The following is a 21,527-nucleotide window of genomic DNA, read 5'->3' as shown; positions in this document are numbered from 1 at the left end:
TTTGGAGGATGGATGACAATCACGGACCTGGTGTTAATCCTGTTTATTCTCGTTTTGCTCGCGTTTGCGGTTTACGACCAGTTCATCATGCCGCGCCGTAATGGCCCCGTTTTGCTGGCTATCCCCCTGCTCCGCCGCAACCGCGTCGATGGCATTATCTTCGTCGGCCTCATTGCTATCCTGATTTATAACAATATTGCTAACCACGGCGAACTTATCACCACTTGGTTATTATCTGCCCTGGCCTTAATGGGGTTATATCTGTTCTGGATCCGCTCTCCCAAAATCATCTTCAAGCAGCAGGGCTTTTTTTTCGCCAATATCTGGATCGAATATCAGCGCATTAAAGAGATGAATTTATCGGAAGATGGCGTACTGGTTATGCAATTAGAACAACGGCGCCTGCTTATTCGCGTACGAAATATCGACGATCTGGAAAAGATATACAAACTTCTCGTTTCCACTCAATAGATTAAGAATATAGCCTACGCTATATTTACCCTTTCCCCCCGCGCCGGGAATATAGCCGCGGCTATATTCCCGGCGTTAACTTCAGCGATATTTATTAACTAATCATTTACCTACAGATTGAAATGAAAATCGTTATCATTTGGTTGGGAAAATAACCGATTTCTGTTATTGTTTTATATTCTAAAATTATGTTAAGGTTGCGCCCGTCGTTGGGGAGTAGCCAATTTTCTGCCTGGCAGAAAATGTCCGTGTCAACATACTCGTTGCAAAACGTGGCACGTGCGGGTTGAAGCAGAACGTATTCAATCAGGCGAGACCATAGACGCATCACTGCTGTACGCGGCGCTTTATCATCAGGCGAGCTGCGTATTTTTACTGGGGGCAGCGATGTGTCATATGGATTATCCCCGGTCAGGACGCTCTCATGAATGTATCTGCTACAATTCTTCTTGCCTTCGGCATGTCCATGGACGCCTTCGCGGCCTCTATTGGAAAAGGCGCGACCCTCCATAAACCTAAATTTTCTGAAGCCCTGCGGACGGGTCTGATCTTTGGCGCTATCGAAACGCTCACCCCGCTTGTCGGCTGGGGTTTGGGGATGCTCGCCAGCCAGTTCGTCCTCGAATGGAACCACTGGATTGCCTTTGTGCTGCTGGTTTTTCTCGGCGGTCGAATGGTTATCGAAGGGTTACGCGGCGGCGATAGCGATGAGTGCGAAGCTCCGCGCCGTCACGGTTTCTGGCTACTGGTCACCACCGCTTTCGCCACCAGCCTGGATGCGATGGCCGTCGGCGTTGGCCTGGCGTTTTTGCAGGTCAATATTATCGCCACCGCGCTGGCTATCGGCTGCGCCACGTTGATGATGTCGACGCTGGGCATAATGGTAGGACGTTTTATCGGCCCGCTGCTCGGCAAACGGGCGGAAATCCTTGGCGGTATCGTGCTGATCGGCATTGGCGCCCAGATCCTCTGGAGCCATTTCGCAGGCTAATCCTCAGGCATCGCGCTGCCAGCAGTGAATAGCAAAATCGGTCTGGCAGTCAAACAGCGCCTGCTGGCGCAGCGCCTCCCTCACCGGCGGCTTCGCCCGCCACGCAAACGGCGTCATTTGCAGTAAAGCTTCCGCCTCGCTGCCGTTAAGCTGCATCGGATAGGCCAGCTGCTGCTGGTGACGTAAGGTAAATCCTGCCATCTCTTCCCTGCTCTGCGCGTGCAAACGCACGTCGTCGTAGATCAACCCTTTCAGCTCCATCAGGTGGCGAGGTCCCGGCGTCGCGGTGATAACCCAGCCGCCGGGCCTGACAACGCGCGCCAGCTCAAGGGCATTGCAGGGAGCATAAATACGTACTATCGCGTCCAGGCTCGCATTCTCAAACGGCAAACGCTGGCTGGAAGCGACGCAAAAGCTGACCTGCGGATAACGTTTCGCCGCCGCGCGGATAGCCGATTTCGACACATCCAGGCCCCAGCTATGGGCCGCAATGGCGGCAAAAGCGTGCGTGTAGTAGCCTTCCCCGCAGCCAATATCCAGTAAATCCGTCGGCGCGAAGGTTTGCAGATAAGCGCAGATAGCGTCGCGAAGCGGCTGATAGTGCCCCGCGTCGAGGAACGCGCGCCGGGCCTGCATCATTTCAGCGCTGTCGCCCGGATCGCGGGAGCGCTTAAACTGCACCGGCAACAAATTGACGTACCCTTCCTTCGCCAGATCGAACTGATGCCGCTGCGGGCAGATATAGCTATTATCGCGGCGCTCAAGCGGCGCGTGGCAAAGTGGGCAACTGTAAGACATGACAACTCCGGTGTGCTGAAAGGGCGAAAGTGTAGCGCTATTCGCCCCTCCAGGCCACCGTTACAGCGCAGGCGACGGGGCTCCGTCGCGATGCATCACGATAAGATTTTCCGCCCCCTGCGGCATCCCATCGGGCATAACGTTCTCCAGGCGCAGCACATCCCCCATAATCTGGCTGAATACCGGCGCCGAAACCGCCCCGCCGTAATACGAACCGTTGCTGGGATCGTTCATCACGACCACCAGCGCGAATTTCGGGTTACTGGCGGGCGCAACGCCGGCGGTATAGGCAACGTACTTATCGATATATTTACCATCCGGCCCGATTTTTTTGGCGGTACCGGTTTTTACCGCTACCCGATAGTCGCGTACCGCCGCTTTGGTCCCGCCGCCGCCCGGTAAGGCGACGCTCTCCATCATATGTTCGACTTCATGCACGATTCGCTCCGGCATCACCCGGGTACCCATTACCGGCGGATCAATACGGGTTATCGATAGCGGACGCTCAATACCGTAGCTGCCAATAGTGGCATACACGTGCGCCAGCTGGAGCGGCGTGACCATCAGACCATAGCCGAAGGCGAATGTCGCCCGGTCCAGCTGCCCCCAATAGCGGCGCTGCGGCATCAGCCCGGCGCTCTCGCCGGTCAAACCCAGGCCGGTAGAGTCGCCAAAACCGAACGCTTTATAGGTATCGATAAGATGCTGAATCGGCATCGCCAGCGACAAATGCGAAACCCCGGTATCGCTGGATTTTTGCAGAATACCGGTGAGGGAGAGTTCAGGATAGTAACCCACGTCGCGAATACGATGACCATCGAGGACAAACGGATGAGTATCCACAACGCTATCTGGCTGAACAATGCCCTGCTGGAGCGCGGTCATCAGCACCAGCGGTTTAACCGTCGACCCCGGCTCGAAAGTATCGCTGATGGCGCGATTGCGAAAATCATCCAGCTTCGCATCATCGCGATTGTTCGGGTTGAAGTCCGGGTAGCTGGCCATCGACAGAATCTCCCCGGTATCGATTTTAATTAATACCGCCGCCCCTGAATCCGCTTTGTTCCAGCGCACGGCGTTATCCAGCGCGTCCTCGGTCACCGTTTGCAGACGTTCATCGATACTGAGCTGCAAATTGTGGGCCGGAACCGCCGGGACTTCGGTGATATTTTCGATGACGTTGCCGTGCCGGTCTTTACGCACCAGACGACGACCGGGCTGACCGGTCAACTGGGCGTTAAAGCTTTTCTCTACGCCTTCGATACCCTGGTTATCAATATTGGTAAAACCCAGCAGATTAGCGGCAACGTGCCCCGCCGGATAAAAGCGGCGCGACTCATCGCGCAGATTGATCCCCGGCAGGTGAAGCTTATCAATCCACTCCGCCTGCTCCGGATTGATCTGGCGCGCCAGGTAGAGAAACCGCGCGTGAGGATGCGCTTCGACGCGATGGGCCAGCTCGCTAAGGTTGAGATGTAAAGCTTGCGCCATTGCCTGCCAGCGCGGACCGTAGCCGACGCCCCCCTTTTCGAGCGTGGTTTGCGGATCGACCCAGACGGCGCTCACCGGCACGCTGACCGCCAGCGGTCGGCCCTCGCGGTCGCTAATCATGCCGCGCTGCACATCAATAGGCTCCTCGCGCAGCGATCGCATGTCCTCTTGTTTAACCAGATTGTCAGGGGAGACAATTTGTAGCCAGCCGACCCGGACCAACAGCAGTCCCATACAGCAAAGAATCGCCACGCACAACAACCCAAACCTTAGCGGGGTAAAGTTGGCGGCTGACTTAAGTTTGTTCTTTTGCACCTTAGCTCCATCATTATTTTGCAAGCATCTGATTTAACAGAAATAGACAAAACAGATTGCTAAACAGTGCTAATAACGATGTTGATTTGCAACAAAGCGCAACGGAGGGTGGTAAATGGACATGTTTTGCAATAAATGCTAAAAAGCCCCGCAGTTGCGAGGCTTTCTTACAAGATTCAGTGGTCTTAAATCAGATAGCAGTTACGTTAACTGCAGCTGGACCTTTCTGGCCGTCCTGAATTTCGAACTCAACGTTCTGGCCTTCAGCCAGAGTTTTGAAACCGTTACCCTGGATAGCGGAGAAGTGTACAAACACATCTTTGCTGCCATCAGCCGGAGTAATGAAGCCAAAACCTTTAGACTCGTTGAACCACTTAACTTGACCTTTAATCTTTGCCATTTGCAAAATTCCTTAGACTGTTTTCTTCGCCCGTGGGGCGCTTACATAGATAAAACTGACACATGACTGCATGAGGCACTAATATAAGGTTCGGCAGAGAAGCGGTATTCAACGACAACGTGTTTACTCAGGACTTCTTTACTGAAAATGCCACACATAAACAGAACTGTACCTCGTTTAACCCGAAACGTGTTATCACATACTACGTAAATAATGGCAAGCCATTTTTAGACGGGTCTCGATCGCTCGCACAGATTATAAGGGAATCATTTGATCGCCTGCACATTTATGCGACTTTACTCGCTCCGACTTATCCTTATCGCGTCCTGCTTGCGCCCCCGGGATATCCTCTCTTGCGGCCACTTATCCGTCGTAGCTCAACGACTTCAGAGCCCCCGTCCCCGGCTGCAGTGAAACCGCCAATTTTAGGGGGAGACAAAAGTCACTGCATAAAGATGCATATAAAAGCTCATAACGATAGATGAAAAATTGCTTTAACGCAGTCATTTCATAATATCGAAACGCGTAAATTGAAGAGCTTAAAATATTGTCTATACTAATATTCCACGACAATAATGAAGAGCTGATGACAGCGAAGTCCGACTATTCTTTTATTTGATTAATTAAACAAAGCAATATAAGGCGGAGTGGGAAAGCCGCTTCCGCTGGCCCGTGCGTGCGAAAAAAAGCTGAAGAGGTTTTATAGATAAGAATAAGTTATACAACCGGGTGAGATACAGGCGCACACCGCAAACGTGCGCACCTGTCGGTCGGATCAGCGCTCTGCAACAAGACGGATGAAATCGTCGTCGCCTTTTCCCTTTTCGGCTACTGAAGGTTCAGCGGCGATCTCCTTCTCAGGCGCATTGGCCTCACAGAGACGGCGCAGCAGCGCGTTTTGCCGCTTTTGCTGATCCAGCAGCGCCTGCAGCAGCGCTATCTGCTCATTGGCGCGCGAACTGGCACGATTAACAAAAAACCATAACAACAGGCCGACAAGCAGCAGCACAACAGAAAGCGCCACGGATGCCAGGCTTACAATCCCAGGATTTAGTAACTCACTCATTTCACCACCTCAAAGAGAAGGCGCTCATTCTACCACCCGCGCAGCAGAAGAAAATCAATCATATTAAAAATGTCTTACCAGGGAATAAATTTATTGATAGTGCAGATGCCGCTGAAGAACTGTACATCCTGATCGCACATTACGTTAAGCATCTGAGTCCATAGCAGTAAGCAACCTGCAATGATGACTGTCAGCAAAACCCACCGTAATTTTTTCACTCCACACTCCGCATCAGTATCAGATGTCGCCAGGATAACATGACCTTCTTAAACCGCGGCTAACTGTAATACGAAAGGCAAGTTTAGGAATCATAGACTTGTTTCAACTGGTGTTCATGCCAGAATGGACGCAAGGATAATACAAATAATGAGGCAACAATGCGATTGATCATTCGTACCATTGTGGTGCTGGCTATCTTGTGGATTGGCGTGTTATTAAGCGGTTACGGCGTATTAATGGGCAGCAGTGAGAACGCCGGGGGGCTGGGATTGCAGTGTAAATATCTCACGGCTCGCGGCATCAGTACCGCACAGTATGTTCATTCCAGCAGCGGTATTATCGGCATCACCGATTGCCCTATTCTGCGTAAAAGCGCCACGGTGGTTGATAACGGCTAGCCGCGAGTGGGCTACAGATTCTGTAGCCCGATTCACGCACAAATCAGAACGGATAATCGTTATAGCCCATCTGTTCGGAAATTTTACGCGCCGCCGTATGCAGCATCGCGACATACTCGTTCAGGCGCTCTTCCGAGAAACGCAGCGTCGGGAAAGAGATACTCAGACCGGCGATAACCACGCCGAAGCGGTCGAAAACCGGCACCCCGATGCAGCGCAGCCCTTCTTCCTGCTCTTCGTTATCTTCGCCATATCCCTGCTCGCGGACCTTATCCAGAACCGCCAGCAGCTCTTCGGTGCTGGTGATGGTCCGATCGGTGCTGCGTTTGTACTCCACGCCTTCCAGAATCTGCTCAACCTCGGAACGATCGCGCCAGGCCAGCAGCACTTTACCGATCGCGGTGCTGTACAGCGGGTTACGACGCCCAATGCGCGAGTACATGCGCAAATTGTACATTGAGTCGATTTTGTGGATGTAAACGATGCTGTCTTCATCCAGGGCGCCCAGGTGGACGGTCTCTTTCGTCAGGCGTGAAAGCTCGCGCATCTGAATATCAGCGCTACGTACCAAATCAACGTTCTGCAAAGCCCGCGCGCCAAGTTCAAAGAGTTTCAGGGTCAGAGAATATTTCTCGGATTCGCCTTCCTGAGCCACGTACCCCAGCGATTTCATGGTCTGCAAAAAGCGATAAACGGTGCTTTTTGACATCATGACGCGCTGGGACAGTTCGGTAATGCCAATTTCACGCTCTTCGCCAAGCGCCTGCAGGATGCCAAAAACCTTCAATACCGAAGAGACAGAATCTGGCTGTTTATCCAAATCTGCAACTGCCATTTATCACCTCATCGCAACTGTTTTATAAAAATTAGAACCGGTTTTTATTATAAATTCGCATCCCGCGAGCCGCAATCGTTCTTCTGCCTATTCGTTACAAATCTGCGACATGCCGCTGAATAATCAATGCTAAAATTATTACCTAGTTAATAGTCCCCGATAAGATACAGACCTCACATGGATAAAAAACTCTCCGATGGGCTGCCTTTACCGCAGCGTTACGGTGCCATTCTGACCATTGTATTAGGCCTGTCGATGGCGGTGCTGGATGGCGCGATCGCCAACGTCGCCCTGCCGACCATCGCCAGCGATTTAAACGCGTCCCCGGCATCCTCTATCTGGATAGTGAATGCCTACCAAATCGCCATTGTTATCGCGCTGCTGCCGCTCTCTTTCCTCGGCGATATGGTCGGCTATCGGCGTATTTATAAAATCGGCCTGGCGCTTTTTACCTTCACGTCGCTGGCCTGCGCCCTCTCCACAAGCCTGGAAATGCTGACCCTGGCGCGCGTGGCGCAGGGCCTCGGCGGCGCGGCGCTGATGAGCGTTAACACTGCCCTTATTCGCCTGATTTATCCCCAGCGTTTTCTCGGCCGCGGAATGGGGATCAACTCTTTCGTGGTGGCGGTCTCCTCCGCGGCGGGACCGACCATCGCCGCCGCGATTCTCTCGATGGCTTCATGGCAATGGCTGTTTTTGATTAACGTTCCGCTGGGCATTATTTCCCTGCTCCTCGCGATTCGCTATCTGCCCGCCAACGCGGGCCGCAGCAAGGTCACCCGCTTCGACCTGCCGAGCGCGATCATGAATGCCCTCACCTTTGGTTTACTGATTACCGCGCTCGGCGGTTTCGCCCAGGGCCAGTCCGGCGAACTGGTTGCGGCAGAGATCGTTGCCATGCTGGTCGTCGGATTCTTTTTTGTCCGCCGTCAGCTCAGGATGCCGGTCCCCCTGCTGCCGATTGACCTGCTGCGTATCCCGCTATTCTCTCTGTCAATTTGTACCTCGATATGCTCCTTCTGCGCCCAGATGCTGGCCATGGTTTCACTGCCGTTCTTCCTGCAGTCAATGATGGGACGCAGCGAGGTGGAAACCGGTCTGCTGCTGACGCCGTGGCCGCTGGCCACCATGGTGATGGCGCCGCTGGCAGGCTATTTGATTGAGAAAGTTCACGCCGGGCTGTTGGGCGCGATTGGCCTTCTCGTCATGGCCTGCGGCCTGTTCGGCCTGGCTTTACTGCCCTCCGCCCCCACGGATCTGGATATTATCTGGCGCATGGCGCTCTGCGGCGCGGGCTTTGGTCTGTTCCAGTCGCCCAACAATCACACCATCGTCTCTTCAGCGCCGGCTCATCGTAGCGGCGGCGCAAGCGGCATGCTGGGGACCGCGCGCCTGCTTGGGCAGAGTACCGGCGCCGCGCTGGTGGCGCTGCTGTTTAATCTGTCAGGAAATAGCGGAACCCACACCGCTCTTATGCTGGCCGGGATCCTTGCCGTTGTCGCCGCGGCCGTCAGCGGGCTGCGCGTCACGCAGCCGCGCGCCAGGCTGTAGCCCTTAATCGACATAAAAAAATCCGCAGCCCGAAGGTTGCGGATTTTTGTTTTATTACAGCCGGGAACAGAGCGTTACTTCAGATATTCGCCGCTGCGCAGGGCTTCAATACGCTTATCCAGAGGCGGGTGAGTCATAAACAGCTCGCTCATGGATTTCGCTTTACCGTTAATGCAGAACGCCATCATGCTGCTGGCTTCCTGCGGCTCATAGCTGGTTTTCAGGCGCTGCAGCGCGGCGATCATTTTCTCACGCCCGACCAGTTTTGCTGAACCGGCGTCGGCATGGAACTCGCGGTAGCGGGAGAACCACATGGTGATGATGCTCGCCAGAATACCAAATACCAGCTCCAGCACCGTAGCGACCGCAAAATAGATCAGCGGGTTGCCGTTGCTGTTTTCACCTTCATCCCGGTTGCCGCCGAGAAAGCCCGCCGCAATCTGCGCGATAACGCGCGAGATAAAGATAACGAAGGTGTTCACCACCCCCTGAATCAACGTCATGGTAACCATGTCACCGTTGGCAATATGGCTAATCTCATGCGCAATGACCGCTTCCGCTTCATCACGGCTCATGTTTTGCAGCAGCCCGGTGCTGACGGCCACCAGCGACGCGTCGCGGCGCGCGCCGGTCGCAAAGGCGTTAATATCCGGCGCATGGTAGATAGCCACCTGCGGCATACCAATGCCCGCCTGCCGCGCCTGCTGCGCGACGGTATTCATTAGCCAGCGCTCGGTTTCATTACGCGGCTGCTCAATGACTTCCCCACCCACCGATTTCAGCGCCATCCATTTCGACATCAGCAGCGAAACGATTGAACCGCCGAAACCAAACAACAGCGCCATGATCAGCAGCCCGGTCATGCTGCTTGACTGAATTCCCGTCAGGCTTAGCACCAGCCCGAACACCACCATCACTGCCAGGTTGGTCAGCAGGAAAAGCGCGATTCGCATCATAATTTTCTTTTAACCTCGATTTAACAAAACGCACTATGCGATTACCCACATGGTATGGGTAGGACGCCAATTTTCAACCATCAGGCCCCGCTAAGTCACGAGAAAGACACAACTTTACATTTTGTAGCATATTGCTGACGCTGGGCAAAAGCGTTGACATTTTGTTGAATTCAGGCCGTCAGAGTTGGCAAGGACGGAAAAGAAAACGGGCACAAATTATTGTGCCCGTTGGGGATTTATTTACTGGCCGGGGGCTCTACCGCGGGCCGATCCTTTTCCTCATGGGCCAGGTCGAGCGCAATGTGAACCGTTTCATCAAGATACGGATCGGGCTCCTGGTAATCCTTCGGCAGATCTTCCAACTTCTTCAGTAACGGCTTGCCTTCGCGTTTCAGGCGATCGTTAACGCGGGCCAGACGAATCGCATCATCTTCTTCGTTCTCCTTTTCACGCTGCGCGTAGTTCAGGGAGACGATGTTGCGTTTGTCTTTCATCGCGTTATAGCGAGCAATGTCCTTCATGATGTACTGGAATTCAGGATCTTTAGCGATACGCGCATCGTGACGTTTGAGCAGCTCCGGCCCAAACGGCGTCAGGTCACCGTATTTCACGTAGGTTGCCGCATTGACGCTGTCCCACGGTAGCGCGTTATCTTCATACTGCTCACCGGTTTCACGCTCTTCCGTTCCGGTCGGCATCATGATGTCCGGCGTCACACCCTTACGCTGAGTACTACCGCCGTTGATGCGATAGAATTTCTGAATGGTGTACTGTACGGAGCCCAGCGCCGGCCAGTCAGGACGCAGCATCTGATCGTAGATACGGTTCAGCGAACGGTACTGCTGGACGGTCCCCTTGCCAAAGGTCGGCTCCCCGACGATCAGCGCGCGACCGTAGTCCTGCATCGCGGCGGCGAAAATTTCAGAAGCCGAGGCGCTGAAACGGTCGACCAGCACCACCAGCGGGCCTTTGTAGTACACCACGCCGTCGGTATCGCTGTCTTCGCGCACTTTACCGTTGTTATCGCGCACCTGAACAACCGGACCGGATGGAATAAACAGACCAGAAAGCGAAACCGCTTCGGTCAGCGCTCCGCCGCCGTTGCTGCGCAGGTCGATAACGATGCTGCTGACGTTCTGTTTCTCCAGCTTCTGCAGCTGAACCTTCACGTCATCCGTCAGGCCAACATAGAAACCCGGGATATCCAGCACGCCAACTTTTTCTTTGCCGACGGTTTTGACGGTCATTTTAACCGCGCGGTCTTCAAGACGGATGCGTTCGCGCGTGAGGGTAACAATCCGCGTTTTCGCGCCTTTACCCGCAGGTAGGATCTCCAGGCGAACCTTGCTGCCCTTTGGACCTTTGATTAACGCGACCACGTCATCAAGACGCCAGCCGATCACATCAACCATGCCTTTACCCGGCTGGCCGACGCCAACGATACGGTCACCCACGCTGATGGCTTTACTCTTCGCCGCAGGACCGCCTGCCACCAGCGAATTGATCACCGTGTAGTCGTCATCCATCTGCAATACCGCGCCGATACCTTCGAGAGACAGGCTCATTTCGGTATTGAACTGCTCGGTATTGCGCGGTGAGAGATAGTTGGTATGCGGGTCGATTTCACGCGCAAAGGCGGTCATCGCCAGTGAGAAAACATCTTCGCTGTTGGTTTGCGCCAGACGGCGAATGGCAAACTTGTAGCGGCGGGTTAAGGTTTCGCGAATCTCTTTATCATCTTTGCCCGCCAGCTTCAGGCTGAGCTGATCGAACTTCACCTTGGCATCCCACAGCGCATTCAGCTCGGCTTCATCTTTCGGCCAGGGCGACTTGCTGCGGTCAAGGTTAAAGTTATCATTGCCGGCAAAGTCCATCGGACGTTCCAGCACTTTCAATGCATATTGATAACGCTCGAAACGACGTTTCTGCGCCAGGTTATACAGGTCGTAAAAAACGTCCAGCTTCCCGCTGCGCAGCTCATCGCCGATTTGATTCTTTTTCGCGGCAAACTGCGCCACGTCGCTGGCCAACAGCACGTTATGGCTGTAATCCAGCAGGTTCAGATAACGATCGAAAATTTTTGCCGAAAAGGCATTGTCGAGATCGAACTGACGGTAGTGGGAACGGGTAAAGCGCGATGTCACGCGCTCGCTCACCGTTGCGTGCTGCGGCTCTTCTTTCAGCACGGGGATTTGATCAATCCGGGTTATATCGTCCACGGCGAACGACTGGCCTGCGATTACCAGCAGGCCCGCCAACGCGGTGAGCTTAAAGAATTTGTTCATGCCTGGCCCGGCCTCCGTTTCAGAACACCAGGTGTTCTGCGCGTACAATCATTGACATACCAGAAGTCAGCTGTACACGAACGCCATCTTTGGTGATTTCCAGGACGGTGGCGTCCATTGCATTATTACCTGCTTTCACCTTCAGTGCCTGGCCAACGGTCAATACAGACACATCTGATACAGGGGTATGACGCTCTTCGCGCGGCGCTTTAGCTGCTGGTGCCGGGCGCGGTTTACGCTGCTCAGCGCCTTCTTTACGACGCGCCTGAGCCTGAGGACGAGGTTTACGCTCGCGACGAGCCCCCTCTTCCGGCTGGCCAGCGGCGGCGGCGGCTTCGCGTTTTTTCGCTTGCTGCGCTTCACGCTGCGCCTGGACGCGGGCTTTTGCTTCTTCAAGCTGCTGGCGGGCGTGAGCGACATGCTGCTCTTCCAGTTCGCCGCACGGGTTGCCGTCGAGGTCAACGCGGACTGCGCCAGGCTTAACGCCGTACAGGTAGCGCCAGCTCGAAGTATAAAGACGCAGTGCAGCGCGAAGTTGGGTTTTGCTGAGATTCATCTCTCCGCCAACGCGCTCAACGAGATCCTGAAAAATACCGACTTTCAGGGGGCGAGCTTCGCCTTCAGCGCTAAAACACTGAGGGAAGCGTTCGGCCAGAAACGCAATGACTTCTTTACTGCTATTCAACTTAGGTTGATTTTCCATGAAATTTCCTGATTACAACGGACGTAGCCAACAAGCCGCAGGCATGAACAGGCGTCATTATAATGACGTCATCGGTAAATGCTACGTTATCCGTTGATTATCCTGCGACGCGGGTGAATATTTTTTGATAATCAGTCGCAGAAATGAGTTTTTCCAGATGCGCGACCAGTTCTGCCAGCCCCTGCTCATCTTCAGCGGTGAAGCGGGAATGGGCCGTGCTATCGATATCCAGCACGCCGACAGTCCGATCGTTCACCCGTAACGGGAAGACAATTTCCGAATTACTGGCGGCGTCGCAGGCGATGTGACCATCAAACGCGTGAACGTCTTCTACCCGCTGCACGCGATTCTGCGCAACGGCAGCGCCGCATACGCCGCGCCCTACCGGAATCCGCACGCAGGCCAGCTTGCCCTGGAACGGGCCAAGGACCAGCGTATCGCCTTCCAGGAGATAAAAACCGGCCCAGTTCACTTCAGCCAGCCGCTCGAACAGCAGCGCGCTGGTATTTGAAATCATGGCCAGAAAACTGGTTTCGCCTGCCATTAACGCCTGAAAATCGCGGTTCAGATCCGCGTAGAATTCTTGTTTGTTCATTATTTATTCGCTTAGTTGTCTTACTACCTTACACTTACAGCCTAATAAAATAAGCTTTAAATGCATTCATGCTCAAGATGAATTCATTCCTGAGTTAAGATAGAGAGATACACTCATTTCTGTAAGCTATAAATGCCACTAAAAACACCCAGGATTACGCCAGCAAAAAAAATGATCGTCTACTCGGTCAGCGCGCCTGTTGCGCACGCTCACTATCAGCGCTGCCCGCAGTGCGATCTGCTGTTTCGTTTACCGGTCCTCAAAAAGAATCAAAGCGCCTGGTGTCCTCGCTGCAACGCCAAAGTGCGCGATGGCCGCGACTGGTCGCTTACCCGGCTGGGCAGCATGGCGATCGCGATGCTGCTGCTGATGCCTTTTGCCTGGAGCGAACCGCTTCTGCGCTTACATCTCTTAGGCGTGCGCATCGACGCTAACGTCCTTCAGGGCATCTGGCAAATGACCGGCCAGGGCGATCCGCTCACGGCGGCGATGGTGCTGTTTTGCGCGGTCGTCGCGCCGGTGCTGCTGGTCGTCTCAATCGCCTACCTGTGGCTGGGTAACGTGCTGGGCATGAATCTGCGCCCGATACTGCTGATGCTGGAGCGGCTCAAAGAGTGGGTGATGCTGGATATTTACCTGGTCGGTATCGGCGTCGCCTCAATCAAAGTACAAGATTACGCCTTTCTGCAGCCCGGCATCGGGCTTATCGCCTATATCGCGCTCACCCTGCTCAGCATCCTGACGCTTATTCATATGAACGTTGAGGAGCTGTGGGAGCGTTTTTATCCCCAGCGCCCGGCGCTGCGGCCGGACAATAATCTCCAGGTTTGTCTCGGCTGTCACTATACCGGACATCGTGATTCCCGCGGGCGCTGCCGCCGCTGTCACACGCCCCTGCGCCACAGGCGCCGCCAAAGCCTGCAAAAGAGCTGGGCCGCGCTGATCGCGTCGATGGTTTTCCTGCTGCCTGCCAACCTGCTGCCGATCTCGATTATCTACGTCAACGGCGCGCGCCAGGACGACACCATTCTTTCCGGCATTATGTCGCTGGCCAGCAGCAACGTGGCCATCGCCGGAGTGGTGTTCATCGCCAGTATTCTGGTCCCATTCACCAAAGTTATTGTATTGTTTACCCTGCTGGTCAGCATACAATTCAAGTGTGAACAGGGGTTACGTACCCGCATCCTGCTGCTGCGGCTGATTACCTGGATCGGCCGCTGGTCTATGTTGGATCTTTTTGTCATCGCATTAACCATGTCGCTGATCAACCGCGATCAGCTCCTCGCGTTTACGATGGGGCCCGCCGCGGTCTATTTTGGCGCCGCGGTAATATTAACTATCCTTGCTGTTGAATGGCTGGACAGCCGCTTACTTTGGGACGCACATGAGTCAGGAAACGCCCGCTTCGCCGACTGAAGCCAAAATTAAAACTAAACGCCGCATTTCGCCCTTCTGGCTGCTGCCGGTCATTGCGCTACTGATTGCCGGTTGGCTGATATGGACCAGCTATCAGGATCGCGGTACGACGATCGTTATCGACTTCCAGTCGGCCAACGGTATCGTTCCTGGGCGCACGCCTATCCGCTATCAGGGGGTAGAAGTCGGTACGGTCGAGAATATCTCGCTGAGTAAAGATCTGAGTAAAATTGAGGTTTCAGCCAGCGTCAAAGGCGATATGAAAGATGCGCTGCGCAAGGAGACGCAGTTCTGGCTGGTGACGCCGAAAGCTTCTCTTGCCGGCGTGTCGGGCCTCGATGCGCTGGTTGGCGGCAACTATATCGGCATGATGCCCGGTCAGGGCGAGCCTGAGGATCACTTTGTCGCTCTCGACACCCAGCCGAAGTATCACATCAATAACGGCGAGCTGATGATTCATCTCAAGTCAGCGGATTTGGGCTCGTTAACCAGCGGCTCGCTGGTCTATTTCCGCAAAATTCCGGTCGGCCGGGTGTATGACTACGCTATTAACCCGAACAATCAGGGCGTCACGATTGACGTACTGATCGAGCGCCGTTTCACGAACCTGGTGAAAAAAGAGAGCCGTTTCTGGAACGTCTCCGGCGTGAAAGCAGATGTCAGCCTGAGCGGCGCGAAGGTCCAGCTGGATAGCCTCTCGGCGCTGGTGAACGGCGCCATCGCCTTTGATTCCCCCGATGACTCTGCGCAGGCTCAGCAGAACACGGATTATCATTTATATGAAGACCTGGCGCACAGCCAGCGTGGGGTGGTGGTCAAACTGGATCTTCCCGACGGCGCGGGCTTAAAAGCCGGCTCTACGCCGCTGATGTACCAGGGTCTCGAGGTTGGCCAGCTCAGCAAGATGAATCTCAATTCCGACGGGAAAGTGACCGGCGAAATGACCGTCGATCCGAGCGTCGTCAGCCTGCTGCGCGAGAAGACGCTGATTCAGATGAAGAAGCCGAAAATCTCTCTGGATAACCCCAGCGTCAGCGCCCTGCTGACCGGCACTACCTTTGAACTGGTCCCCGGTGAAGGTGAGCCGCGCAACCAGTTTGCGGTACTGCCTGCCGATAAATCCATTCTGGAAGAACCGGATGTCGCGACCGTCACGCTCACCGCGCCGGAGAGCTACGGTATCGACGCCGGGCAGCCGCTGATTTTGCATGGCGTCCAGATTGGTCAGGTTCTGGAGCGCAAGCTGAACGCCGATGGCGTCACGTTCCAGGTGGCGATTATGCCGGAGTACCGTTCACTGGTTCGCGGCGATAGCAAATTCGTGGTCAACAGCCGGATTGACGTCAAAGTCGGCATCGACGGCGTGCAGTTCCTCGGCGCCAGCGCCAGCGAATGGGTCAACGGCGGGATCCGCATTATTCCGGGCGACAAGGGGGCGATGCAAAGCCGCTATCCGCTGTATGCAAACCAGGAAAAGGCGCTGGAAAACAGCATGAGCGATCTGCCGACCACCACGCTTACGCTCTCAGCCGAGACGCTGCCGGACGTGCAGGCCGGCTCCGTGGTGCTGTACCGTAAATTTGCGGTCGGGGAGATCATCACCGTTCAGCCGCGCAAAAACGCCTTTGAGATCAATATCCATATCAAGCCGGAGTATCGCCATCTGCTGACCAGCAACAGCGTGTTCTGGGCCGAAGGCGGCGCCAAAGTGCAGCTTAACGGCAGCGGTCTGACGGTGCAGGCTTCCCCGCTCTCCCGCGCGCTGAAGGGCGCGATTAGCTTTGATAACCTCAGCGGCGCCAGCGCCAGCGCGCGGATCGATAACAAACGGGTGCTGTATGCGTCGGAAACCGCCGCTCGCGCGGTGGGTGGGCAGATAACCCTGCACGCCTTCGACGCCGGTAAAATCGCCGAAGGGATGCCGATTCGCTATCTGGGGATCGATATTGGTCAGATCCAGTCGCTGAATTTAATTACCGCGAAAAACGAAGTGCAGGCGAAAGCGGTGCTCTACCCGGAATACGTCAACACCTTTGCCCGCGCCGGAACGCGTTTCTCGGTGATTACGCCGCAGATTTCCGCGGCGGGCGTTGAACATCTGGATACCCTTTTCCAGGCCTATATCAACGTCGAGCCTGGCCGCGGTTCACCGCGTCGTGATTTCGAAATTCAGGAAACCACGATCAGTGATTCACGCTATATCGACGGCCTGAGCATTATCGTCGAAGTACCGGAAGCGGGTTCGCTGGGTATCGGCACGCCGGTACTGTTCCGCGGGCTCGAAGTGGGCACGGTGACCGGCCTGATGCTCGGTTCGATGTCGGATCGCGTGATGGTACAGCTGCGAATCAGCAAGCGTTATCAGTATCTGGTGCGCAACAACTCGGTGTTCTGGCTGGCTTCCGGCTATAGCCTCGACTTTGGCCTGATTGGCGGGGTGGTGAAAACCGGTACATTTAATCAGTTCATTCGCGGCGGTATCGCGTTTGCCACGCCTCCGGGTACGCCGCTGGCGCCGAAAGCGCAGGATGGCAAACACTTCCTGCTGCTGGAGAGCGAACCGAAAGAGTGGCGCGAATGGGGCACCGCCCTGCCGCGCTAAGCATAAAGGCTCCGGTGTCCGCCGCCGGAGCCTTTATGGTAAACTACGCCCCCTTTTTTCCTTGTGGTGCGCTCCCCGTGGCTCAAAACGCTGTCTATCTTCCTGAAGAATTCCTCGCTCAAATGCGTGCGGCCATGCCGACGCATCTCTCTTTTGACGACTTTATCGCCGCCTGCCAGCGCCCGCTGCGGCGGAGCATTCGCGTCAATACGCTGAAAATCACGGTGGCTGATTTTTTGCAGCTGGTAGCCCCCTATCGCTGGCAGCTCACGCCGGTTCCGTGGTGCGAAGAGGGTTTCTGGATCGAGCGTGAAGACGAAGACGACCTGCCGCTGGGCAGCACGGCCGAGCATCTTAGCGGGCTGTTTTATATCCAGGAAGCCAGCTCCATGCTGCCGGTCGCCGCGCTGTTTGCCGATGGTGAAACGCCGCAGCGGGTGATGGATGTCGCCGCCGCGCCGGGCTCTAAAACCACGCAAATCGCCGCGCGCATGGGCAATGAAGGCGGCATTCTGGCCAATGAGTATTCCGCCAGCCGGGTTAAAGTCCTGCACGCCAATATCAGCCGCTGCGGAATTAGCAACGTAGCGCTGACCCATTTCGATGGTCGGGTATTCGGCGCCGCGCTGCCGGAATGCTTTGACGCGATCCTGCTCGACGCCCCCTGCTCCGGCGAAGGGGTAGTACGTAAAGACCCCGATGCGCTGAAAAACTGGTCACCGGAAAGCAACGCGGAGATCGCGCTAACCCAGCGTGAACTTATCGACAGCGCGTTTCACGCCCTTCGCCCCGGCGGGACGCTGGTTTACTCCACCTGCACCCTGAACCGGCAAGAAAACGAAGAGGTGGTCAACGGGCTGCTAGCGCGCTATCCGCAGGCGGTGCAAGTTCTGCCGCTCGGCTCGCTGTTCCCCCAGGCCAGCGAAGCGCTGACCGACGAGGGTTTCCTGCACGTCTTTCCGCAGATTTTTGACTGCGAAGGGTTCTTCGTCGCCCGCTTACGCAAAACCGCCGCCATCGAGCCGCTCCCGGCGCCGGGCTATAAAGTCGGGAAATTCCCCTTCACGCCGCTTAAAACCCGCGAATCCGCCGCCGTTATTGCCGCCGCCGCCGCCGTCGGTCTGCAGTGGAGCGCCGAGCATACGCTCTGGCAGCGTGATAAAGAAATCTGGCTCTTCCCGCAGGCGCTCGAAGCGCTGTTCGGTAAAGTGCGCTTTTCCCGCATCGGGATCCGGCTCGCCGAAACCCACAACAAAGGCTACCGCTGGCAGCACGAAGCGGTGATTGCGCTTGCCGCGCCGGCCGCGCCCTTTGCGCTAACTCAGGCCGAAGCGGAAGAGTGGTACCGCGGTCGCGACGTCTATCCGGAAACGCTCCCGGAGAAGGATGATGCGATTGTCACCTATCAGGGCGCGCCGCTCGGGCTGGCGAAAAAAGTCGGGTCGCGTTTAAAAAACAGCTATCCCCGCGAACTGGTGCGCGACGGTAAGCTTTTTAGCAAAAAAGCGTGATGGCGCCTCGAAAAACAGCACTTTTTCACTGGCGCTTTACGCCCGTTTGTCTACGCTGAAAAATGTCGGCCTCAACTGGTCGTACCACAAATTAGCAGACAAACGGGGTGAATTTATGAGTAAAACCAGCGTACGTATCGGCGCGTTTGAAATAGACGACGCCGAACTGCACGGCGAACAGCAGGGAGAGCGAACGTTAAGCATTCCCTGCAAATCCGATCCGGATTTATGCATGCAGCTTGATGCATGGGACGCGGACACCAGCGTGCCCGCCATACTTGATGGTGAACATTCCGTCCTCTACCGTAAGCACTACGATCGCCAGTCCGATGCCTGGATCATGCGCCTCGCCTGATTCAAATGAACCCGTCGCCTGAGACGGGTTATTTATTTCCCCGCTTTTCCGACATCTCCTACACTTAACAATATGTTTTTAAGGATATGAGGCCAGGATGTTTGCCTTAGTACTGTTTATTTGTTACCTGGACGGCGGCTGTGAAGATATCGTTGTTGATGTTTACGATAACGAGCGGCAGTGCATAACCGCCATGGACGATCAGCGGATACGCCACGGTGGCTGCTTTCCGGTAGAAGATTTTATCGACAGTTTCTGGCTCCCCGCCCGAGAATACAGCGATTTTTAGCCCGCCAGCTGTAGCGCCACCAGGGTTAGCTCTCCACCAAATACGGCCCCTGTATCGATATAATGCTGGTTATCGCTGTCGTAGCGCCGTTGGAGCGGCGTATGGCCGAACCAGAAATGATCGGCGCCGGCAATCGCGCCGTGTCGCCCGGCGAAATGGTCGGTAAGCCGCTGCCGACGCCACAACACCTGATGCTCATCGACGGCGCGCTGCCAGCGATATACCGCGGCGGGGTAATCAGCATGGGCAATCACGTGCACCTGCCCACCGCTGTGGAGTTCGATAATCAGCGGTAGGTCGCGGCAGGAGGCGATAAGCTCCGCAAGGCACCGCCTCTGGTTCTGCGGGGATTGCGTATACCAGCCGCCTCCGTTCATCTCCCAGAGCCGCATGTCGCCGCCCGCAAGCGCCTCCAGCGCCATCTGCTCATGGTTTCCACGCACCGCGCAAACCCAGCGATAGCGCAGTAAATCCAGGCATTGCGCGCTTTGTGGCCCACGATCGATCAGATCGCCCACCGAGAGAAGCAGGTCCTGATAAGGGTCAAACCTGCGCTCGCGAAGGGCCGCCATCAGACGTGCGAAACAGCCGTGCAGGTCGCCCACCAGCCAGATATTACGCCAGGCGGAACCGTTAATGCGCTGATACATATTATGTCCTCCTGGCATAATTATAGGAAAAATCCGTCACTTCAACGCCCGTAATATTGGCACCTCAATCGACTTTAAACGAAAGGCAAATATAGTCCGGCGAGGCATTAAGCTCCCCGAGATATATCCATAGAATAGAGGCTAAATAACTCCGAGGTATTCATCGTGACGGATAACAGCCTGCATTCAGCCAGCGTAGTTGAACGACGCCCAAATCTTATTGCCGATCTGGTGATGGGTCGGCTAACCCCTGCCCCCATCTGGCAACAACGCCATTACCGGCTTAAGTTTTTGCTGCGCACGGTATTATTTTATGCGCCAACGCGCAGCATGCTGGAGAGCCTGGCGGCGCGTGCGGACTTCAATCAGCTGCTGGCCGCTCAGGTGACGCTGCCGGGCAAAGTTCATCGCCAGTATTTGACCCGCGGATTAAACGCCAGCCAGCGCGCGCAGGCCATTATCAGCCACTACCAGTTCGTCGATTCCCTGGGAGGCTCGCGCCTTGCGGGCGCCATGACCGCCGCGAAAGAGACGCCGCTGCTTGAGCTAACGGGCAAAGACGACAGCCGGTTTACGCTCTCCGCCTCTTCGGCGGGTAAAGCCGAACGCGAGGGCGAGACGACGCTATGGCTGCGCGATAGCGATGAGACCGTGCTGGCCAGCGCGACCTTTAGCGTCACCCGCCAGCAGGAGCAATGGCAGCTGACCATCGGCGGTCTGCAGGGGCCGCGCAGCAATATCCCGCATGACGTAATTAAGCGGGCGACGCGCGCCTGTTACGGCCTGTTCCCAAAACGCCTGCTGCTGGAGTTTATCTGGTTGATGGCGGCGCGCTGCCACGTTCATCATATTTACGGGGTCAGCGATAACGGTCACGTCTTCCGCGCGCTGCGCTATCGGCTGAGTAAAGGGCGTCATTTTCACGCCAGCTACGATGAGTTCTGGCAATCTATCGATGGCGTCGCCGACGGCGACTGGCGCTGGCGCTTACCGCTGCAGCTGGAAAGAAAGACGCTTGAGAGCATCGCCAGCAAGAAGCGCGCTGAATATCGTCGCCGCTTTCAACTGCTGGATGATATGGCCGCTCAGATGGCGATACTCATGGATTAGATCTCCAGCCGTTTCATCAACGCCGTTTAGCACGACGGCGTTTGCATCTTCTACGGCGCTTTAGTTACTATCATAACTTCGTTGTATTCCTTACGGACGGCTAGTGAAGTTATGAGCAAAACTGAAATACTCCTGCTGGCTATCCTGCTGATTATTTTGGCCGCTGCTTTGTGGTTTATTTTTAGCGGGCAAATATGGTTCCTGGTGAGCTTTCTGGAAACATGGCTGTATCCCTCCTTCGTCGCGCCGGAATAAATTCTTACCGATTATTTTTATCCCGTAAGTTACGGTCTTCCTTTCATCCGGCAATAACCCGTCAAGCGCTCAGAAAAATAACCGCTAAAAAAGTTAACGCCGTTTCTTGTCTATTATTTCATTTGTCATACAAATGTGTATACTGGGTCTCTTCCGATGTTGGCCCGTACATTTCACCTGCACTATGGGCCTGATTTCGTGCAGGTGTTTTCTCCTCTCCCTCACTGAACGGCGCCCAGTGTCTACGCCCGGCTTTTTGTCCAGA

Annotated in this window: 21 protein-coding genes and 2 pseudogenes; 11 read left to right on the top strand and 12 right to left on the bottom strand. The window is 55.3% G+C overall.

What is annotated here, in order from left to right:
- Positions 1–12: 12 nt before the first annotated feature.
- Both ACE3MN_RS10120 and mntP read left to right on the top strand, forming a co-directional pair.
- Positions 13–471: a DUF986 family protein gene (locus ACE3MN_RS10120; RefSeq protein ID WP_024357816.1), complete on the top strand. Its 459-nt coding sequence runs from the start codon at positions 13–15 to the stop codon at positions 469–471.
- A 424-nt stretch (positions 472–895) separates the two neighbouring features.
- The gene (gene mntP / locus ACE3MN_RS10115; RefSeq protein WP_004121993.1) at positions 896–1,462 is read left to right on the top strand and encodes a manganese efflux pump MntP; all 567 of its coding nucleotides are present in this window, start codon (positions 896–898) and stop codon (positions 1,460–1,462) included.
- A 3-nt stretch (positions 1,463–1,465) separates the two neighbouring features.
- Here the strand turns inward: mntP and rlmA are convergent, their stop codons facing one another.
- From rlmA to mgrB, 6 genes and pseudogenes are all read right to left on the bottom strand, one after another.
- Entirely contained in the window at positions 1,466–2,260 is a 795-nt protein-coding gene (gene rlmA, locus ACE3MN_RS10110; RefSeq protein WP_004132162.1) for a 23S rRNA (guanine(745)-N(1))-methyltransferase, read from the bottom strand.
- Between the two features lie 60 nt (positions 2,261–2,320).
- The gene (ftsI, locus tag ACE3MN_RS10105) at positions 2,321–4,066 is read right to left on the bottom strand and encodes a peptidoglycan glycosyltransferase FtsI (RefSeq protein ID WP_049089561.1); all 1,746 of its coding nucleotides are present in this window, start codon (positions 4,064–4,066) and stop codon (positions 2,321–2,323) included.
- 190 nt (positions 4,067–4,256) lie between these two features.
- Entirely contained in the window at positions 4,257–4,466 is a 210-nt protein-coding gene (gene cspE / locus ACE3MN_RS10100) for a transcription antiterminator/RNA stability regulator CspE (RefSeq protein WP_001062678.1), read from the bottom strand.
- Between the two features lie 12 nt (positions 4,467–4,478).
- Positions 4,479–4,624 (bottom strand): annotated as a pseudogene (locus ACE3MN_RS10095) (DUF2627 domain-containing protein).
- 617 nt (positions 4,625–5,241) lie between these two features.
- Positions 5,242–5,532: a YebO family protein gene (locus ACE3MN_RS10090; protein ID WP_004134855.1), complete on the bottom strand. Its 291-nt coding sequence runs from the start codon at positions 5,530–5,532 to the stop codon at positions 5,242–5,244.
- A gap of 74 nt (positions 5,533–5,606) precedes the next feature.
- Positions 5,607–5,750: a PhoP/PhoQ regulator MgrB gene (gene mgrB, locus ACE3MN_RS10085; RefSeq protein ID WP_004134851.1), complete on the bottom strand. Its 144-nt coding sequence runs from the start codon at positions 5,748–5,750 to the stop codon at positions 5,607–5,609.
- A 159-nt stretch (positions 5,751–5,909) separates the two neighbouring features.
- On the opposite strand from mgrB, the gene ACE3MN_RS10080 reads away from it, so the two are divergent.
- Positions 5,910–6,149 (top strand): YobH family protein, encoded by a 240-nt coding sequence (locus tag ACE3MN_RS10080; RefSeq protein WP_004122000.1) that lies wholly within the window; start codon positions 5,910–5,912, stop codon positions 6,147–6,149.
- A gap of 43 nt (positions 6,150–6,192) precedes the next feature.
- Here ACE3MN_RS10080 and kdgR read toward each other — a convergent pair whose 3' ends face one another.
- Positions 6,193–6,984: a DNA-binding transcriptional regulator KdgR gene (gene kdgR, locus ACE3MN_RS10075; RefSeq protein ID WP_004134849.1), complete on the bottom strand. Its 792-nt coding sequence runs from the start codon at positions 6,982–6,984 to the stop codon at positions 6,193–6,195.
- 177 nt (positions 6,985–7,161) lie between these two features.
- Here kdgR and ACE3MN_RS10070 point away from each other — a divergent pair, with 177 nt between their 5' ends.
- Positions 7,162–8,535 carry an MFS transporter gene (locus ACE3MN_RS10070; protein ID WP_049085615.1) on the top strand — a complete coding sequence of 458 codons (1,374 nt, stop codon included), beginning with the start codon at positions 7,162–7,164 and terminating at the stop codon, positions 8,533–8,535.
- Between the two features lie 74 nt (positions 8,536–8,609).
- Here the strand turns inward: ACE3MN_RS10070 and htpX are convergent, their stop codons facing one another.
- The 4 genes and pseudogenes from htpX to ACE3MN_RS10050 form a co-directional block, all read right to left on the bottom strand.
- Entirely contained in the window at positions 8,610–9,491 is an 882-nt protein-coding gene (gene htpX / locus ACE3MN_RS10065) for a protease HtpX (RefSeq protein ID WP_004122003.1), read from the bottom strand.
- 236 nt (positions 9,492–9,727) lie between these two features.
- Positions 9,728–11,776, bottom strand: coding sequence for a carboxy terminal-processing peptidase (gene prc, locus ACE3MN_RS10060; protein WP_024359858.1), 2,049 nt, complete (start codon positions 11,774–11,776; stop codon positions 9,728–9,730).
- Positions 11,777–11,795: 19 nt separating this feature from the next.
- Positions 11,796–12,479 carry an RNA chaperone ProQ gene (gene proQ / locus ACE3MN_RS10055; RefSeq protein WP_004122005.1) on the bottom strand — a complete coding sequence of 228 codons (684 nt, stop codon included), beginning with the start codon at positions 12,477–12,479 and terminating at the stop codon, positions 11,796–11,798.
- An 81-nt stretch (positions 12,480–12,560) separates the two neighbouring features.
- Positions 12,561–13,074, bottom strand: a pseudogene (locus ACE3MN_RS10050) (GAF domain-containing protein).
- A gap of 132 nt (positions 13,075–13,206) precedes the next feature.
- On the opposite strand from ACE3MN_RS10050, the gene yebS reads away from it, so the two are divergent.
- The 5 genes from yebS to ACE3MN_RS10025 all read left to right on the top strand — a co-directional run bounded on the left by yebS (position 13,207) and on the right by ACE3MN_RS10025 (position 19,247).
- Positions 13,207–14,490, top strand: a complete 1,284-nt coding sequence (gene yebS, locus ACE3MN_RS10045) for a membrane integrity lipid transport subunit YebS (RefSeq protein WP_049099796.1) — start codon at positions 13,207–13,209, stop codon at positions 14,488–14,490.
- Positions 14,459–17,092, top strand: coding sequence for a PqiB family protein (locus tag ACE3MN_RS10040; RefSeq protein WP_004122010.1), 2,634 nt, complete (start codon positions 14,459–14,461; stop codon positions 17,090–17,092). The genes yebS and ACE3MN_RS10040 overlap by 32 nt, the downstream gene beginning before the upstream one ends.
- A 77-nt stretch (positions 17,093–17,169) precedes the next feature.
- Positions 17,170–18,603 (top strand): 16S rRNA (cytosine(1407)-C(5))-methyltransferase RsmF, encoded by a 1,434-nt coding sequence (rsmF, locus tag ACE3MN_RS10035; protein ID WP_049287116.1) that lies wholly within the window; start codon positions 17,170–17,172, stop codon positions 18,601–18,603.
- 115 nt (positions 18,604–18,718) lie between these two features.
- The gene (locus ACE3MN_RS10030) at positions 18,719–18,958 is read left to right on the top strand and encodes a YebV family protein (RefSeq protein WP_004103329.1); all 240 of its coding nucleotides are present in this window, start codon (positions 18,719–18,721) and stop codon (positions 18,956–18,958) included.
- Between the two features lie 97 nt (positions 18,959–19,055).
- Positions 19,056–19,247 (top strand): YebW family protein, encoded by a 192-nt coding sequence (locus tag ACE3MN_RS10025; RefSeq protein ID WP_004134836.1) that lies wholly within the window; start codon positions 19,056–19,058, stop codon positions 19,245–19,247.
- Here ACE3MN_RS10025 and pphA read toward each other — a convergent pair.
- Positions 19,244–19,897 (bottom strand): protein-serine/threonine phosphatase, encoded by a 654-nt coding sequence (pphA, locus tag ACE3MN_RS10020; protein ID WP_049085571.1) that lies wholly within the window; start codon positions 19,895–19,897, stop codon positions 19,244–19,246. The genes ACE3MN_RS10025 and pphA overlap by 4 nt on opposite strands.
- Positions 19,898–20,062: 165 nt before the next feature.
- Between pphA and ACE3MN_RS10015 the strand changes: the two genes are divergently transcribed.
- Together ACE3MN_RS10015 and ACE3MN_RS10010 are read left to right on the top strand one after the other, a co-directional pair.
- Positions 20,063–21,007, top strand: a complete 945-nt coding sequence (locus ACE3MN_RS10015; RefSeq protein ID WP_064410975.1) for a VirK/YbjX family protein — start codon at positions 20,063–20,065, stop codon at positions 21,005–21,007.
- 111 nt (positions 21,008–21,118) lie between these two features.
- Complete coding sequence (locus tag ACE3MN_RS10010; RefSeq protein ID WP_004134828.1) at positions 21,119–21,262, top strand: Ecr family regulatory small membrane protein; 144 nt, start codon at positions 21,119–21,121, stop codon at positions 21,260–21,262.
- Positions 21,263–21,527: the final 265 nt, after the last annotated feature.

The sequence above is a fragment of the Klebsiella grimontii genome (assembly GCF_042137965.1).
Taxonomy (GTDB): Bacteria; Pseudomonadota; Gammaproteobacteria; order Enterobacterales; family Enterobacteriaceae; genus Klebsiella; species Klebsiella grimontii.
This window is presented reverse-complemented; position numbering and strand designations above follow the sequence as displayed.